Annotated in this window: 17 protein-coding genes and 1 pseudogene; 5 read left to right on the forward strand and 13 right to left on the reverse strand. The window is 32.5% G+C overall.

Annotation, left to right across the window (positions count from 1 at the left end; all coding sequences use genetic code 11):
- Positions 1 to 79: 79 nt before the first annotated feature.
- The 3 genes from JV528_RS01320 to JV528_RS01330 are packed head-to-tail and all read right to left on the reverse strand — an operon-like array spanning position 80 to position 2,076.
- Entirely contained in the window at positions 80 to 817 is a 738-nt protein-coding gene (locus JV528_RS01320) for a pseudouridine synthase (protein ID WP_000159573.1), read from the reverse strand.
- Positions 810 to 1,352, reverse strand: coding sequence for an SMC-Scp complex subunit ScpB (gene scpB, locus JV528_RS01325; protein ID WP_000368650.1), 543 nt, complete (start codon positions 1,350 to 1,352; stop codon positions 810 to 812). Before scpB ends, JV528_RS01320 begins: the two co-directional genes overlap by 8 nt.
- The gene (locus tag JV528_RS01330; protein ID WP_000273371.1) at positions 1,345 to 2,076 is read right to left on the reverse strand and encodes a segregation and condensation protein A; all 732 of its coding nucleotides are present in this window, start codon (positions 2,074 to 2,076) and stop codon (positions 1,345 to 1,347) included. The genes scpB and JV528_RS01330 overlap by 8 nt, the downstream gene beginning before the upstream one ends.
- 91 nt (positions 2,077 to 2,167) lie before the next feature.
- Between JV528_RS01330 and JV528_RS01335 the strand changes: the two genes are divergently transcribed.
- On the forward strand, positions 2,168 to 2,674 hold the full coding sequence (locus JV528_RS01335; RefSeq protein ID WP_001183425.1) for a DUF309 domain-containing protein: 507 nt from the start codon (positions 2,168 to 2,170) through the stop codon (positions 2,672 to 2,674).
- Positions 2,675 to 2,751: 77 nt separating this feature from the next.
- On the opposite strand, the gene xerD is transcribed toward JV528_RS01335, so the two are convergent.
- The 3 genes from xerD to JV528_RS01350 form a co-directional block, all read right to left on the reverse strand.
- Positions 2,752 to 3,639 carry a site-specific tyrosine recombinase XerD gene (xerD, locus tag JV528_RS01340; protein WP_000447733.1) on the reverse strand — a complete coding sequence of 296 codons (888 nt, stop codon included), beginning with the start codon at positions 3,637 to 3,639 and terminating at the stop codon, positions 2,752 to 2,754.
- A 48-nt stretch (positions 3,640 to 3,687) separates the two neighbouring features.
- The gene (fur, locus tag JV528_RS01345; protein ID WP_000392691.1) at positions 3,688 to 4,137 is read right to left on the reverse strand and encodes a ferric iron uptake transcriptional regulator; all 450 of its coding nucleotides are present in this window, start codon (positions 4,135 to 4,137) and stop codon (positions 3,688 to 3,690) included.
- A 104-nt stretch (positions 4,138 to 4,241) separates the two neighbouring features.
- On the reverse strand, positions 4,242 to 4,784 hold the full coding sequence (locus tag JV528_RS01350; protein ID WP_000365246.1) for an NUDIX hydrolase: 543 nt from the start codon (positions 4,782 to 4,784) through the stop codon (positions 4,242 to 4,244).
- An 81-nt stretch (positions 4,785 to 4,865) separates the two neighbouring features.
- On the opposite strand from JV528_RS01350, the gene JV528_RS01355 reads away from it, so the two are divergent.
- A complete protein-coding gene (locus tag JV528_RS01355) occupies positions 4,866 to 5,774 on the forward strand; it encodes an aldo/keto reductase (RefSeq protein WP_001171341.1) in 909 nt (302 codons plus the stop codon).
- 215 nt (positions 5,775 to 5,989) lie between these two features.
- Here the strand turns inward: JV528_RS01355 and JV528_RS01360 are convergent, their stop codons facing one another.
- Together JV528_RS01360 and JV528_RS01365 are read right to left on the reverse strand one after the other, a co-directional pair.
- A complete protein-coding gene (locus JV528_RS01360) occupies positions 5,990 to 6,238 on the reverse strand; it encodes a hypothetical protein (RefSeq protein ID WP_000995802.1) in 249 nt (82 codons plus the stop codon).
- Between the two features lie 15 nt (positions 6,239 to 6,253).
- Positions 6,254 to 7,009 carry an SDR family NAD(P)-dependent oxidoreductase gene (locus JV528_RS01365; protein WP_000678229.1) on the reverse strand — a complete coding sequence of 252 codons (756 nt, stop codon included), beginning with the start codon at positions 7,007 to 7,009 and terminating at the stop codon, positions 6,254 to 6,256.
- A 141-nt stretch (positions 7,010 to 7,150) separates the two neighbouring features.
- On the opposite strand from JV528_RS01365, the gene proC reads away from it, so the two are divergent.
- Positions 7,151 to 7,966, forward strand: a complete 816-nt coding sequence (gene proC / locus JV528_RS01370) for a pyrroline-5-carboxylate reductase (protein ID WP_000779753.1) — start codon at positions 7,151 to 7,153, stop codon at positions 7,964 to 7,966.
- Between the two features lie 104 nt (positions 7,967 to 8,070).
- Here proC and rnz read toward each other — a convergent pair whose 3' ends face one another.
- Positions 8,071 to 8,991 (reverse strand): ribonuclease Z, encoded by a 921-nt coding sequence (gene rnz / locus JV528_RS01375; RefSeq protein WP_000454059.1) that lies wholly within the window; start codon positions 8,989 to 8,991, stop codon positions 8,071 to 8,073.
- 312 nt (positions 8,992 to 9,303) lie between these two features.
- Between rnz and zwf the strand changes: the two genes are divergently transcribed.
- Both zwf and JV528_RS01385 read left to right on the forward strand, forming a co-directional pair.
- A complete protein-coding gene (zwf, locus tag JV528_RS01380) occupies positions 9,304 to 10,788 on the forward strand; it encodes a glucose-6-phosphate dehydrogenase (protein ID WP_000105070.1) in 1,485 nt (494 codons plus the stop codon).
- A 229-nt stretch (positions 10,789 to 11,017) separates the two neighbouring features.
- Positions 11,018 to 11,884, forward strand: a complete 867-nt coding sequence (locus JV528_RS01385) for an AraC family transcriptional regulator (RefSeq protein ID WP_000382585.1) — start codon at positions 11,018 to 11,020, stop codon at positions 11,882 to 11,884.
- Positions 11,885 to 11,966: 82 nt separating this feature from the next.
- On the opposite strand, the gene JV528_RS01390 is transcribed toward JV528_RS01385, so the two are convergent.
- From JV528_RS01390 to JV528_RS01405, 4 genes and pseudogenes are all read right to left on the reverse strand, one after another.
- Positions 11,967 to 13,616, reverse strand: coding sequence for a glycoside hydrolase family 13 protein (locus JV528_RS01390; protein ID WP_001041924.1), 1,650 nt, complete (start codon positions 13,614 to 13,616; stop codon positions 11,967 to 11,969).
- A 15-nt stretch (positions 13,617 to 13,631) separates the two neighbouring features.
- On the reverse strand, positions 13,632 to 14,651 hold the full coding sequence (locus JV528_RS01395) for a LacI family DNA-binding transcriptional regulator (RefSeq protein WP_204177148.1): 1,020 nt from the start codon (positions 14,649 to 14,651) through the stop codon (positions 13,632 to 13,634).
- Positions 14,652 to 14,907 (reverse strand): annotated as a pseudogene (locus JV528_RS01400) (hypothetical protein). It abuts the gene before it with no gap.
- Entirely contained in the window at positions 14,846 to 15,217 is a 372-nt protein-coding gene (locus JV528_RS01405) for a VOC family protein (RefSeq protein WP_000413439.1), read from the reverse strand. Before JV528_RS01405 ends, JV528_RS01400 begins: the two are co-directional and overlap by 62 nt.
- Positions 15,218 to 15,421: the final 204 nt, after the last annotated feature.

Here is a 15,421-nt window from a genome sequence, read left to right on the forward strand (position 1 = left end):
AAAGCGCATACAGTTATTAAAAACCTAAAATTTTGTGAAAAAATTCTCAAACTTTGTGATAAATACATATTTTATTTAATTATTTCCCATGTTCTGCTAAATGACGCATCACTTTTACTTCATGAGGCGTCAATACACGTCCTTCACCAGCATTCAAACCGACAACATTTAAAGGCCCATATTCAATACGAGACAGTTTCGTCACTTGATGACCAAAATGTTCGAACATTCTTCTGACTTGACGATTACGCCCTTCAGTAATTGTAATTTCCACCAATGTTGTGTTTTTATCTTTATCTTGTTTCTTAACTTTCACTTCAGCTGGTTGCGTCATACCATCCTCTAATTCAATACCTTTTTCTAGTGCTTTCACTTCTTCACGCATTAAATAGCCTTTTAATTTTGCGACATATTTCTTCTTAATTTGATATCGAGGGTGTGTCATTAAATTTGTAAATTCACCATCATTTGTAAGTAATAACAATCCAGAAGTATCATAGTCTAAACGACCAACAGGATAAATACGTGCGTCTATATCTTTAAAGTAATCTGTAACCACTGTTCGTCCTCTATCATCAGATACACTTGTTATCACTTGAGTTGGTTTATGGAATAAAATATAAATTTTGTCTTCTAGTTCTATTTTAATACCTTCAACTTCAATCGTATCTGAAGGCTTCACTTTTGTTCCTAATTCAGTGACAGTTGTACCATTCACTTTCACTTTACCTTCAGAAATTAATGTTTCTGCTTTACGTCTTGAAGTATAACCGCTATTTGCTATACGTTTTTGTAATCGTTCTAATTCTTTAGTCATTATTTTCTCCTTTTTGATTGACTAGATTACTGAAAAAAGCATCCATTTCTTCATCGTCTTCTTCAGTTGTCGGCAAATCTTCTATACTTGAAATACCAAATACATTTAAAAATAAATCAGTAGTGATTAATTGTTGGCTACGCTGTTCATTGACCACTTTAGCCTCAACTAGTCCTTTGGCAATCAATGTCTTGACCGCACCATCTGAATTGATACTACGAATTAATTCAATATCACTTCTTGATAATGGTTGGTTATAAGCAATAATTGATAGTACTTCCATTGCTGCTTGTGATAATTTCATTTGTGACTTTTGTTCAATTAATTGTTCAATGTACGTTGCCGCTTCTTTTTTAGTCGTTAAAACATACGTCGTTCCAAATCGTTGTATTATTAATCCATGTGATGAATAATTTTCAATTAATTCTACGAGTTGGTCTTTCGATATATCTAAAATTTCTAATAGCTGTTTTTCATCTAAACCTTCATCGCCAGCTGTAAATAATAGCGACTCTAATATACCATGATTATCCAAAATGGTAGTTCACTCCTCTAATAATGTTAATATCTTCAAAATTACGTTGTTGCTCAATATTAATTATTCCTGCCTTTGACATCTCTAAAATAGCTAAAAAGTGAGTGACTACTTGTTCAATTGGCTCAGAAAACGTAAACAGACTAAAGAAGTTAAAATGATCTTTATCTTTCAATCTCGATGTCACTTGTTCTGTAGCTTGTTGAATGGTAAATGTCTCTTTTCGGATTTCAACAGATTTAGGTGTATTTAACTCAACTCTATTTTTAACTCTTTGATAAGCTACAATTAATTCAGTTAAGTCAATCGTATGATTTGGATCCCAAGATTCATCTGTTTCCAAATGAGATAAATCTGTCGGTCTTTTTGTAAAATAAAAATCTCTTTCTTCTTTCATGTCATTTAAAATAGCAGTATATTCTTTATAATTTTGATATTCTATTAAACGCCCAACTAAATCTTCCCGTGGGTCATCATCAACATCCATATCTGATGTTGATTGTGGTAATAGCATCTTACTTTTAATCATTAAGAGTTCTGACGCTAATACTAGGTATTCACTTGCAATATTAATTTCAAGCTGTTTCATTGCATGAACGTACTGCATATACTGCTCTGTTAATGCTTGCATAGGAATATCATAAATATCTATTTCAAATTTTTGGATAAGATGCAGTAATAAATCTAATGGTCCATTGAAAGCATCTAATTTAACTTCATACATAATATCTACCTCGTATTGCGTCATATGTGCATAATTCTCTAAAATATTATAGCATGAAAATAACTTACTTTTAAATTGGGGTGATAACAAAATGCAACAGGCACTGATAAATTTCTATTATCAATTTCATACTAAGCAACATTATTTCCTATGTCATGACATTTTAGAAGATGCATGGAAAGCTGAAAATAACTACAGTAAGCAAGATGCAGTTGTTAGTTTAATCTTGTTTGCAACTGCTTGTTACCATTATCGCCGCAATAATTTAAAAGGCGCCTATAAGTCTTTTAATAAATCAAAAGAAATAATACAAAATGCTAAAGATAGAGATGCGTTATACCTTAATTTAAATGATTATCAGTTGTTAATTGAGCAACAGATTGCAAAATTGAATGCAGCAAAGCCTTTTTCATCTGTTATATTACCAATAACTCCAGACTTTGAACGCATCATCAAGGCCAACTATCCAGATTATGATTATAATCACGAAACAGCAACAGATCCTTTTATTGTAGACCATCACATGCGGCGTGATCGTTCAGAAGTGATTGCAGCAAAAGAAGAAGCGATTCAATTAAGAAAACATAGACGTAATTAATCAACCAATTTAAAAAAGCCACAATAGCACTGACATTTTCAGTCATGTGTATTGTGACTTTTGAGTTATGGTTCACGTTATGCTCTAGGATGAAATTGGTTATACATTTTTCTAATTTGAGATTTTGAAACATGTGTATAGAGTTGGGTAGTAGATATGTCAGAGTGACCTAACATCTCTTGCACTGCTCTTAAATCTGCGCCATTTTCCAATAAATGTGTCGCAAAAGAGTGGCGCAACGTATGTGGCGTTAGCGTCTTTTTAATGTTTGCCTTTACACCATTTTGTTTAATCATTTTCCATATTGCTTGTCGTGATAAAGGTTTACCATGCATATTTAAAAATAAGACTTCGGTAACAGTCTTTTTTAAAAGTTGCGGTCTAATCGTTTCAATATAAGTAGTTAAGTACTCAATGACTGCGTCGCCTAATGGTACAATTCTTTCTTTATCGCCTTTACCAAATACGCGTACAAACCCCATTATTAAGTTCACGTTCTCTAACTCTAAATGTATCAATTCAGATACACGCATTCCCGTTGCGTACAGAAGTTCTAACATCGTACGATCACGATAACCATTAATTTTATTTAAATCCGGCGTTTCTAATAAAGCCAACACTTCGTCAACATTTAAAACGTCAGGCAATTTTTTGTCATATTTTGGTGAATCTAATAATACCGTTGGATCTTTCGCTGCATATTTTTCTCTTATAGCAAATTGATGAAAACTACGGATTGTTGAAATAAATCGCGCAATAGATTTAGCAGATTGCCCTTGGTCTATTAAATGCCCCAAACACTCTTGAATTAATTGTCGATCTATAAAATCAATATGCGAGATATGATGTTCAGTCATATAATCTTGATACTTTTTCAAATCACGTCTATAAGCACCAATTGTGTTAGAACTTAGACCTTTTTCAATTTGTATAAAACGCAAATATTCTTCAATAATTGTTTCCATAACCACACCTCTAAAAAAAGCGAAGGTTAATTTAACCTACGCAATTTACTATCCTTTACCTTTAGCTTGGCACGTTTCACACACACCATGGAAAGTTAAACGATGATCTAAAATTTTAAAATTGAACTCATTTTCAACTCGATTTTCAACTTCTGGTAACAAATCTTCATCAATTTCATCTACACGACCACATTCCATACATACTAAATGATGGTGGAAATGTTTTGCGCCTTCTTTTCTTAAATCAAAACGAGCGACGCCATCACCAAAGTTAATTTTGTCGACAACTTTTAGTTCAGCTAACAACTCTAACGTTCTGTATACTGTCGCCAAGCCAATTTCAGGCGCTTTGTCTTTTACTTTCAGATATACGTCTTCAGCACTTAGATGATCTTTTTCATTTTCAATTAGAACTCTAACAGTAGCTTCGCGTTGTGGCGTTAGCTTATATGATGATTGTTGTAATTGTTGCTTAACGCGATTTAATCGTTCTTCCAACGATGTCCACTCCCCTACTAATAATTAAAATCATTACAAATTATTTCAAACTTCACAATTAAAACTAACAGTTTTCTCAATAAAATGCAAGCTTTTCTCATTTGTTATTTAGAATGATTATAATTTAATAATAGGTGTTGCAATGCAATGATAGTCTTCGCATCTTCTATTTCTTTATTCATTAGCATCGATTTAACATTCTCAATCGGAACTTTAATGACTTCGACAAATTCATCTTCATCTAAGTGAACTGTACCTTCTTCTAAATTATCCGTAAAATATATTGATAATTGTTCATCACAAAAACCTGGTGAACCATACATATCTACAACATGTGTTAACTCTTTGGCAATATATCCTGTTTCTTCTTCTAATTCACGCTTAGCCGCTTCGACTCTATCTTCATCATCTTCTAATTTACCAGCTGGAATTTCTAGCAATGGTTTTTCTACTGGTTTACGATACTGTTTCACTAATACGACTTCTTTTTTAGGTGTCACTGCACAAACAGCAACTGCACCATTATGATAAACTAATTCTCTTGTTGACGTTTCACCGTTTGGTAATGTCACTGTATGAATTTCTACATCTACAATTTTGCCATTATAAATAACTGTTCGATCAATTGTTTTTTCATTTAAATCCATTATAATCACGTTCCTTTAAATTCATATTATATATTGATACACTATGCTTGTTAGCTAAAGTGTATCGAAAGGAGAACAGACATGCAAAAAAATATATTAAAAAGTGGTATTGCATTATCTGAATTAGGTCTAGGTTGCATGAGTTTAGGTACAGATTTAAAAAAAGCCGAACAAATTATAGATTGTGCTGTTGAAAATGGTATCACTTATTTTGATACAGCAGACATGTACGATAAAGGTATAAATGAATCAGTTGTTGGTAAGGCACTTCTTAAATATCAACAACGCGATGATATTGTCATTGGTACTAAAGTAGGCAATCGTTTAACAAATGATGGCAGTACAACATGGGATCCGAGTAAATCCTATATTAAAGAGGCGGTTAAAGGTTCACTAAAGCGTTTAGGTATTGATCATATCGATTTATATCAACTTCATGGCGGAACCATTGATGACCCATTAGACGAAACAATAAGCGCATTTGATGAATTGAAACAAGAAGGAATTATACGTGCTTACGGTATTTCTTCTATTCGCCCAAATGTAATTGATTATTATTTAAAACATAGTCAAATCGAAACGATTATGTCTCAATTCAATTTGATTGATAATCGTCCAGAATCATTATTAGATGCAATCCACAACAATGATGTTAAAGTATTGGCAAGAGGACCTGTGTCTAAAGGATTATTAACTTCAAACAGTGTTAATGTGCTCGACAATAAATTTAAAGATGGTATTTTTGATTATTCTCATGATGAATTGGGTGAAACAATAGCCTCTATTAAAGAAATTGAAAGTAATTTATCTGCATTGACATTTAGTTATTTAACATCACATGACGTGCTTGGTTCCATCATTGTGGGTGCAAGTAGCGTCGACCAATTAAAAGAAAATATTGAAAACTATCATACTAAAGTTAGTTTAGATCAGATTAAAACAGCAAGAGCTCGTGTAAAGGATTTGGAATATACCAATCATTTAGTGTAGAAGTCATTTTCAGTAATAAAAACAGCAGTATGAGGCGTTTCATTATAAAAATGCCTTACTGCTGTTGTTTATGTAAAATTCGCTATAATTTATGATTAAGATTACTCACTTATGATAGAAATTAAAGAGTTGTCCTCACGCATCAGTATTTAGTAATTTCGCCCTGCGCCAGTGCCTCAAGCAAACTTCTGCTACTTCATCTTTTAATAATTTTATTAAAACATCTTTCTATATTTCACTTCGCATGTTGATTCATCATTATTAGTTATTATTTGTACACCCAGCACATTTCCTTGCAACACAAGTAGTTTGAATTTTTCACAAGTATAATATAATGTACTGTCTGAAATTTGGTCTACAGAAATATCGCCTAAAATATCCAGCACTGTAAATTCTTCAAACACTGATAGTTGTTCCGCATATCGTACACAAAGTCTTACCACACTCTCCGATTGACAGTTCATTGCCATCCCACCTACTTATGCTTTATTTTTAAATAATTTAGGGAAACATCGTTCAAAAAATCTAGGCGCAATTTGATACATTTTCAACGCATGATGCATCCATTTAGGCCGATTAATTTCTAATTGTTTTGTTTTAATGCCATAAATGATATCTTCTGCAAGCTGATTAGCATCAAGCATCATTTTCCCCATCTTTTTAGCATACTTCATTGATGGGTCGGCTTTTTGATGAAAAGGTGTATCAATCGGGCCAACATTAACTGTCATGATATGTAAGTTTGGTGACTCTAGTCTTAAAGCATTCATTAATGCATAAAACCCTGCTTTCGATGCCCCATAATGTGCAGCATTTGCTTGTGTGGAAAATGCGGCTTGACTTGATATACCTACAATATGTGCGTTAGATGTTAAATATGGTCTCAACACAGTATATAAAACATTAAAACTAATTAAATTAAGCTGATACGTTTCAATCATTTCTGAAAAACTATGGTCTGAAATAGATTTGAAATAACCTAAACCTGCACTATAAATGAATCCATCGAATGATGTATTGTCTTCAAATTGCAATGCCTGTGTCGACTTCAAATCATTTAAGTCACAAGGAATAACATTTATAGTTTTCCCCAATTCCTGGTCAAAGATTCTAGTTGCTTTATCAACATCACGCACCAACAACGTTACATGCACTTTATTTTCTAGTAACTTTCGGACAATCGATAAACCTAAACCACTTGTACCACCAGTCACTATAAAATGTTGTCCTTTCATCAATTAACCTTCCTTTTCAATTATATAGAATGCAATTTATCAACTTTACATAATTGAGACAAGTTGATTATCTTTCCTAATATATATACAATAATAAGAAAATATAACATACAAATCAAAAACTAAAGGGATGTGACGTTAATGAAACTCGTATTTTATGGAGCTGGTAATATGGCACAAGCTATATTTACAGGAATTATTAACTCAAGCAACTTAGATGCCAATGATATATATTTAACAAATAAATCTAATGAACAAGCTTTAAAAGCATTCGCTGAAAAACTAGGTGTTAACTATAGTTATGATGATGCGACATTATTAAAAGATGCAGATTATGTATTTTTAGGTACCAAACCACATGACTTTGATGCTCTAGCAACACGCATCAAACCACATATTACAAAAGACAATTGCTTCATTTCAATTATGGCAGGTATTCCGATTGATTATATTAAACAACAATTAAAATGCCAAAATCCAGTTGCTAGAATTATGCCAAACACAAATGCGCAAGTTGGACACTCAGTTACTGGCATTAGTTTTTCAAACAACTTTGACCCTAAATCTAAAGATGAAATTAACGATTTAGTTAAAGCATTTGGTTCTGTAATTGAAGTATCAGAGGATCATTTACATCAAGTAACAGCTATCACCGGAAGCGGCCCAGCATTTTTATATCATGTATTCGAGCAATACGTTAAAGCTGGTACGAAACTTGGTCTAGAAAAAGAACAAGTTGAAGAATCTATACGCAACCTTATTATAGGTACAAGTAAGATGATTGAACGTTCAGATTTGAGCATGGCTCAATTAAGAAAAAATATTACCTCTAAAGGTGGTACGACACAAGCTGGCCTTGATACATTGTCAGAATATGATTTAGTATCTATTTTCGAAGATTGTCTAAATGCTGCCGTCGACCGTAGTATTGAACTTTCTAATATAGAAGACCAATAAAAACAAACCCGCCAACACATGTATGCATCATCGCAAGCACTGTGTTTGACGGGTTATTTTTATAAATTATTACTATTTGGCAAGCATTGTTTATTACTTTGTCATTAGATTTTAAAACTATCAAAATCTTTCACAAAATTAAAATTCGGCGTATCCTCATTTTGTATCAATGTTTGATAAATTTCATTTATATCTTCTGTATTATAGCGATTGCTCAAATGTGTAATCAACGTACGTTTAACATTGGCTTCTTTTATCAATGCAAATACGTCTTCAATATGGCTATGATGATAATTGTTGGCTAAATGCTTTTCACCATCTATATAGGTCGCTTCATGTACCATCACATCAGCATCTCTAGAAATCACACGTTCATTAGAACATGGTTTTGTATCACCAAAAATTGCTACAATTGGACCCTGTTTGGACTCACCTCTAAAATCTTTTGATTGATAAACTTGACCATTATGTTCAAATGTATCATGAGATTTTACTTCTTGATATTTAGGACCTGGTTCAAGACCAATGTTTTTTAACGCTTCAACATTGATTGTACCTGTAGTTTCAGGTGCCATTACTCTATATCCATATGATGGAATACCATGATTAAGTAAATGCGCCTCTACAGTAAAACCATCATGATGATATGTTAGATGATCATCGATTTCAATATATGTAATTGGATAGTTTAAATGTGACTCTGATAAATTCATAGACATTTCCACATATGCTTTAATTCCTTTTGGTCCAACTAATGTAAGCGGCTTTTGTTCACCACCCTGAAAAGAACGACTAGAAAGTAATCCTGGCAAACCGAAAATATGATCGCCATGCATATGAGTAATAAATATATGTGTCACTTTTCCTAATTTAATTGCATGATGTAAAATTTGGTGCTGTGTACCTTCACCAACGTCGAAAAGCCATATGGAATTGGAATATGGTTCTAAATTTAAGGCGATTGCTTGTGTATTTCTCTCTTTTGTAGGCAAACCTGCACTCGTTCCAAAAAATGTAACTTCCATATATGCCCCTCCTTTTCTTCAATTCATTTTATCATAAAATTTGTATCAATTTAGTTTTAATTTATACTTGAATCAAAATCTGTTTAAAATTCGTCTTTGCTAGTTAATTTTTCTAACTTTAACGTAGACATAACTATATAAATTTTGATAATTACGTTATACTTATCATTAATAAGTATCACATTAAACATGATACATGAATCGATATTTCATTTAAGACAATGCATACTGTCGAGCATATTGAATGACCTGCTGAATGGATTATCTTATAATAATAAATCATATATCTAATTAAGAATTGAGGTTTTAATCTTGAGTACTAAAAACAAACACATCCCTTGTTTAATCACAATCTTTGGTGCAACTGGTGACTTAAGCCATCGTAAGTTGTTTCCATCAATATTCCATCTCTACCAACAAGACAATTTAGATGAACATATTGCCATCATCGGTATTGGACGTCGTGACATTACTAATGATGATTTCCGTAATCAAGTAAAATCATCAATTCAAAAGCACGTAAAAGATACAAACAAAATTGACGCGTTTATGGAACATGTCTTCTATCATAGACATGATGTTAGTAATGAAGAAAGCTATCAAGAATTATTAGATTTTAGTAATGAATTAGATAGCCAATTTGAATTAAAAGGTAATCGACTATTCTATTTAGCAATGGCACCACAATTCTTTGGCGTTATTTCTGATTATCTAAAATCTTCTGGTCTTACTGATACAAAAGGATTTAAACGCCTTGTTATCGAAAAACCATTCGGTAGTGATTTAAAATCAGCCGAAGCATTAAACAATCAAATTCGTAAATCATTTAAAGAAGAAGAAATTTATCGTATTGACCACTATTTAGGAAAAGACATGGTTCAAAATATCGAGGTATTACGTTTTGCGAATGCGATGTTTGAACCATTATGGAATAACAAATATATTTCAAACATTCAAGTTACTTCTTCTGAAATACTAGGTGTTGAAGATCGTGGTGGTTATTATGAATCAAGTGGTGCACTAAAAGATATGGTGCAAAATCACATGTTACAAATGGTTGCATTATTAGCTATGGAAGCACCTATTAGTTTAAATAGTGAAGATATCCGTGCTGAGAAAGTAAAAGTACTTAAATCACTACGTCATTTCCAATCTGAAGATGTTAAAAAGAACTTTGTTCGTGGTCAATATGGCGAAGGCTATATCGATGGTAAACAAGTTAAAGCATACCGTGATGAAGATCGCGTTGCAGATGACTCTAACACACCTACCTTTGTTTCAGGTAAATTAACAATTGATAACTTTAGATGGGCTGGCGTACCATTCTATATTCGTACTGGTAAACGTATGAAATCTAAAACAATTCAAGTTGTCGTTGAATTTAAAGAAGTACCAATGAACTTATACTATGAAACTGATAAACTGTTAGATTCAAACCTATTAGTAATCAATATTCAACCTAATGAAGGTGTGTCTTTACATCTAAATGCTAAGAAAAATACACAAGGTATCGAAACTGAACCTGTTCAATTGTCTTATTCAATGAGCGCTCAAGATAAAATGAATACTGTAGATGCATATGAAAATCTATTATTCGATTGTCTTAAAGGGGATGCCACTAACTTTACGCACTGGGAAGAATTAAAATCAACATGGAAATTTGTTGATGCAATTCAAGATGAATGGAATATGGTTGATCCAGAATTCCCTAACTATGAATCAGGTACTAATGGTCCATTAGAAAGTGATTTATTACTTGCTCGTGATGGTAACCATTGGTGGGACGATATTCAATAATTGAATTAAAACGCACATGTTAAACAAAAATAAATGAGCGAATGACAAGGATTGATTACGAATCAAGTAAATCAATTGTTCTATCATTCGCTTTTTTTCTAGACTATATTATGAAATTATATTTTACAATGCCCAAAACTATTTTAATAATCATTGAACAAATGGGTGTATAATTTATAGAAATAATGTAGAATAAAAATAAATGATTGAATTAATTGGAGTGAAAGTTTTGGACGTTATCAAGCAAATACAACAGGCAATTGTTTATATTGAAGATCGTTTATTAGAGCCTTTCAATTTGCAAGAATTAAGTGATTACGTTGGTCTTTCGCCATACCATCTTGATCAATCATTTAAAATGATTGTCGGCTTATCTCCAGAAGCTTATGCACGCGCGCGTAAAATGACACTCGCTGCAAATGATGTGATTAATGGTGCTACACGACTTGTAGATATCGCTAAAAAATATCACTATGCAAATTCAAATGATTTTGCAAATGATTTTAGTGATTTTCACGGCGTATCACCTATTCAAGCTTCTACTAAAAAAGATGAATTACAAATTCAAGAGCGATTATATATCAAATTATCAACTACTGAGAGAGCACCCTATCCATACAGATTAGAAGAGACAGATGATATTTCATTGGTTGGATATGCACGATTTATAGACACTAAGTATTTGTCACATCCTTTTAATGTTCCGGATTTTTTAGAAGACTTGCTCATTGATGGTAAAATTAAAGAGTTACGACGATATAATGACGTTAGTCCATTTGAACTATTTGTTATTAGTTGTCCTCTTGAAAATGGTTTAGAAATATTTGTAGGTGTACCAAGTGAACGTTATCCTGCACACTTAGAAAGTCGATTTTTACCTGGCAAACATTGTGCGAAATTCAATTTACAAGGTGAAATTGATTATGCAACTAATGAAGCTTGGTACTATATTGAATCAAGTTTGCAGTTAACATTGCCATATGAACGAAATGATTTATATGTTGAAGTGTACCCTCTCGATATTTCATTTAATGACCCATTCACTAAAATTCAGCTTTGGATTCCTGTTAAACAGAGTCCTTATGACGAAGATTAAATAATTAAAAACAAAGAAGCCCCCTAATATATCTATAGGTCTACAAATGGCCTTAGATACTATTAGGGGGCATATTAATATGTTAATTTAATTCGATAACACATGCTTCATATGGACGCAACTGTTTTAAATTAACTTTGGCATCATAATTAAATAGCTTCACTTCTCCATGACTTACATCAAATGGTACAGTTAATTCTGCTTCGTGGTTAGTAAGATTACCTACTATAAGAACTTGCTTTTCATTTAATGTTCTCATGTATGCAAAAACTTGTGAATTTTCAGCATCTACTAAATCAAATTGACCATATACGTATACATCATTAGATTTTCTTAATTGAATTAAATCTTTATAAAATTGTAATACTGAATGCTCATCTTCTAATTGTAGTGCAACATTGATAGTTTTATAATTCGGATTCACTGGGAACCACGGTTCACCATTTGTAAATCCTCCATTTAACGTATCATCCCATTGCATTGGTGTGCGAGAATTATCTCGGTTCTCATCTTTATATTTCGCAAGTAAAGCGTCTACATCTCCACCTTGAGCTTTCACAATTTGATAGTCATTTTTAACAGCAACATCGTTAAATGTTTCAATACTTTCAAATGGATAATTCGTCATACCAATTTCTTGACCTTGATAAATGAATGGCGTACCTTGTTGCAAGAAATAAACAGCTGCATGACTTGTTGCTGATTCATACCAATACTTGTCATCGTCACCCCACGTCGATACACGTCGTGGTTGGTCATGATTTTCAATAAACAACGCATTCCAACCTTTATTTTCAAGTTGTTTTTGCCATCTATTTAATACAGATTTATACGAATTTACATCAAAATGAGAATCACCACTATTCCACAGTCCCAAATGTTCAAATTGGAATATCATATTAAATTTACCATTTTCTTCCCCGACCCAGTCATCAGCATCATCAGGGCTTACACCATTCGCTTCACCAACAGTCATAATGTCATACTTACTTAATGAGCGATCTTTCATCTCTTGTAACCAAGTTTGTATACCTGGCTGATTCATATCTACATCAAATGCTGGGGCATATGTTTTACCCTCAGGTACAGGTAAGTCACCCGCTTCAAACGTCTTCTTAATATGCGTAATTGCATCTACTCTAAATCCATCAATGCCTTTATCAAACCACCAGTTCATCATTTCGAATACAGCATCTCTAACTTCCGGATTACCCCAATTCAAATCAGGTTGTTTTTTACTGAATAGATGGAAATAATATTGCTCAGTATTAGCATCATATTCCCATGTAGATCCATTAAATATACTTTCCCAGTTGTTAGGTTCAGAGCCATCTGGCTTTGGATCTTGCCAAATGTACCAATCACGTTTGGGATTGTCTTTACTAGATTTGGATTCTATAAACCAAGGATGTTCATCAGATGTATGATTCACAACTAAATCTAAAATAAGCTTCATGCCTCTATCATGAACACCTTTTAATAAACGATCAAAGTCTTCCATCGTTCCAAATTCATCCATAATCTCTTGGTAGTCACTAATATCATAACCATTATCATCATTAGGTGATTTAAACATTGGACTGAGCCAAATGACATCGATACCTAAATCTTTTAAGTAGTCCAATTTATCAATCATTCCAGGTAAATCCCCAATACCATCGTGATTACTATCATTAAAACTTCTTGGATATACTTGATATGCTACTGCTTCTTTCCACCATTGCTTATTCATTTTAAAACTCCTTTGCTATCGCTGTGTTGATTTTCTTATTTTTAATTCTGTATCTATAATGACGAGTTCAATAACATCCTGTGCTTTGTTTTTTAATATATTTAAAATAGCAGACCCGGCTTGTTGACCTAACATTCGAGGCTTGATGTCAATACTGGTTTGAGGTGGTGACGCAATTTCGGTTAAATAAGAATCATTGAACGTTGCTGTCATTACATCTTTCGGAATTTCAATATTAAGTTCATATAGGACACTTAAAATCGCTAAATGTAACATAGCATCTAACGAAATGATTGCCTGTTTAATGTTTGGGTCCTTCAAACGCGTTTGTAAATTTTGCATGTAATTAAAAATAACTTCTCTTTCATTACTAGTCTCAATAATTTGATAATTAATTTTATTTTGAGAAGCTATCGTTTCAAATCCTTGAATCCTGTCTTTCGAAACTTCAAAATCGCCTTTTTCTGTAATAAATATTAATTCATCTACACCTTGTTCAATAACATGTCGTGTCAAATTTTTAGAAGCTAATATATTATCATTATCTATGTGTGTAAATTGATGATCTATATCCGATGTAGGCTTACCAATCACAATAAATGGCATGTTTTCATCAATTAACATTTGTTTAATCGGATCATTTTCTTTTGAATAGAGCAGTATAAACGCATCAACCATTCGTTGTTTAATCATTTTATAAACTTCATCCATTAAATCATTCATATTATTTGAGACTGTCGTTTGTGTACCATAGCCATGCTGGTTGCACGTTTCAGAAATCCCTAGCAATACATTGATGTAGAATGGATTCAGTCGAATAGGCTCCTCAGACCCTTTTAACACTAAACCAATTTTATAGGTTTGGTTAGTAATTAAAGTTCTAGCAGCGGTATTAGGAAAATAATTCAATTCTTCCATAACTTTCTTCACTTTTGAAATTGTCGCTTCACTAATACGTTGATTTCCTTTTATAACTCTTGAAACTGTCGAAGGAGAAACACCGGCTTTTAGTGCAACATCTTTAATCGTAACCATTTAATCACCTCCTGTTAATCTCTGCGTTGGAAAACGCTTCCAACCTCCTGTATAATATCAGTTTAGTCACACTTTCTAAAAAAGTCAAAAGATTTGTGCAAACGATTGCATAAAACGATAAAAATAAAACCTTCATACTGAAATTCAATCCGAAAATCAATATAAAGGTTTGTATAAATATTAAAATCGATTGTTTAGTCACTAACTGCAAAATAGTTGCCTTGGCCATCTTGGAAATTAAATACACGTTGACCATTCATTTCTACTATATCATGCCCAGTTAAACCTAAATCATTTAATTTTGAGTATAATGCATCAAAGTTTTTCTCTTTAAACATTAAAGATGGTGTTCCTAGGTTCACCTCCGGGCTATACTTTTCAATAAATTCTTTTGCCATAATCGTCAATGACGTTTCAGCATCTTTCGTAGGTGATACTTCAACTGCAACATAGTCCTCAGCTAACGGTGTTTCACTTACAACAACAAATTCTAAAGTTTCTGTCCAAAATGCTTTCGCTTTTTCAACATCATCAACATATAACATAACTTGATTTAACTTTTCCATAAAATAGTACCTCTATTTCTCTATAGTACATGCTATCATAACACAGTAAATATTTTATTACTTCACAAAATGCTTAAAAATATGGCGGGATGATTTTAAGGTCAAAGATAATACTTGTGTAATTTTCTATAGGTTGTAGCTACTCTATCACACTCTCTTTTATATTTATCAAAAGATAAAAAAAAGGATAGTATCTTTCAACTA

The sequence above is a fragment of the Staphylococcus sp. GDB20D11A genome, assembly GCF_016893255.1.
GTDB lineage: Bacteria > Bacillota > Bacilli > Staphylococcales > Staphylococcaceae > Staphylococcus > Staphylococcus aureus.